1 protein-coding gene is annotated in these 954 nt (G+C 54.5%); it reads left to right on the forward strand.

Annotated elements, in window-relative coordinates:
- Positions 1 to 207: 207 nt before the first annotated feature.
- The coding region (locus tag CAG22_RS26900) for a transposase (protein WP_085706526.1) at positions 208 to 954 on the forward strand (747 nt) is incomplete at its 3' end.

Consider the following 954-nt stretch of genomic DNA (forward strand, 5'->3'; position numbering starts at 1 on the left):
GCTTGTATGGTGATACTCGAAGGGGTGGTGGGACGAAAAAGCCGAATCTGACTGTTCACAGCAGTACAGACCGTGGGAGAACTCGCCCCACCCCTTCACCAAAGCGCCGATAAAGAATGCATCGTTTGCAAGCGACGATAGAAGCAAGCCAGCGCCTCTTGGTGAAACCCCTCCGAGCCCAAAAACCATACCGTGGGAGTTCAGGCGATGGCAATGCGAGTAGAGAAGTTCATCATTGGCGTCGATGTCGCCAAGGTCGAACTGGTCAGCTATTGCGAGGAAACCGCTCAACAACACTCGTTGAAAAATACAAAGCCTGAGATCCGCAAGTGGCTGGCACTTCAGCCAGCCAATACGGCTATCTGTGTTGAAGCCACCAACGTTTATCACCTGGACCTGGTGGAGATGGCTTACGAAAAGGGTTTTGCAGTCTATGTCGTTGATGGGTACCAACTCAGCAACTACCGAAAAGGGATTGGCGGGCGTGCCAAAACTGATGCATCTGATGCCTGCCTGCTAGCCCGTTTCCTGGATCGTGAGGGCAGCTTGCTTCGTCCTTGGTCACCCCCTCCAGCCGTCTACAGCAAGCTTCAGAGCCTTCTCCGACGCCGAGCAGCACTGGTGTCAGCGCGCACCAGTCTGACCCAGAGTTGGGGTAACGAAGCGTCCCTCAAGGACGCCTTCAATAGCTTCGCCAAACACTTTGAGTCGCTTGATCTGCTGATTCAAAAGCGTTTGAAGACGCTGGTTAGAGAAGCGGGGCTGAGCGAGCAGGTTGCCCGCTGCCAGGCAGTTGAAGGCATTGGTTTTCTGACTGCCGTCGCTTTAGTCACCGCCTTCATCCGCGGCGACTTCAAGCGCAGCGATTCATTCATCGCTTTTCTAGGCATGGATCTGAAAGTTGCCGAATCAGGCCAGAAATCCGGACGCCGATGCTTAACCAAGCGAGGCTGC

The organism is Pseudomonas sp. B8(2017) (genome assembly GCF_002113575.1).
GTDB lineage: Bacteria > Pseudomonadota > Gammaproteobacteria > Pseudomonadales > Pseudomonadaceae > Aquipseudomonas > Aquipseudomonas putida_Z.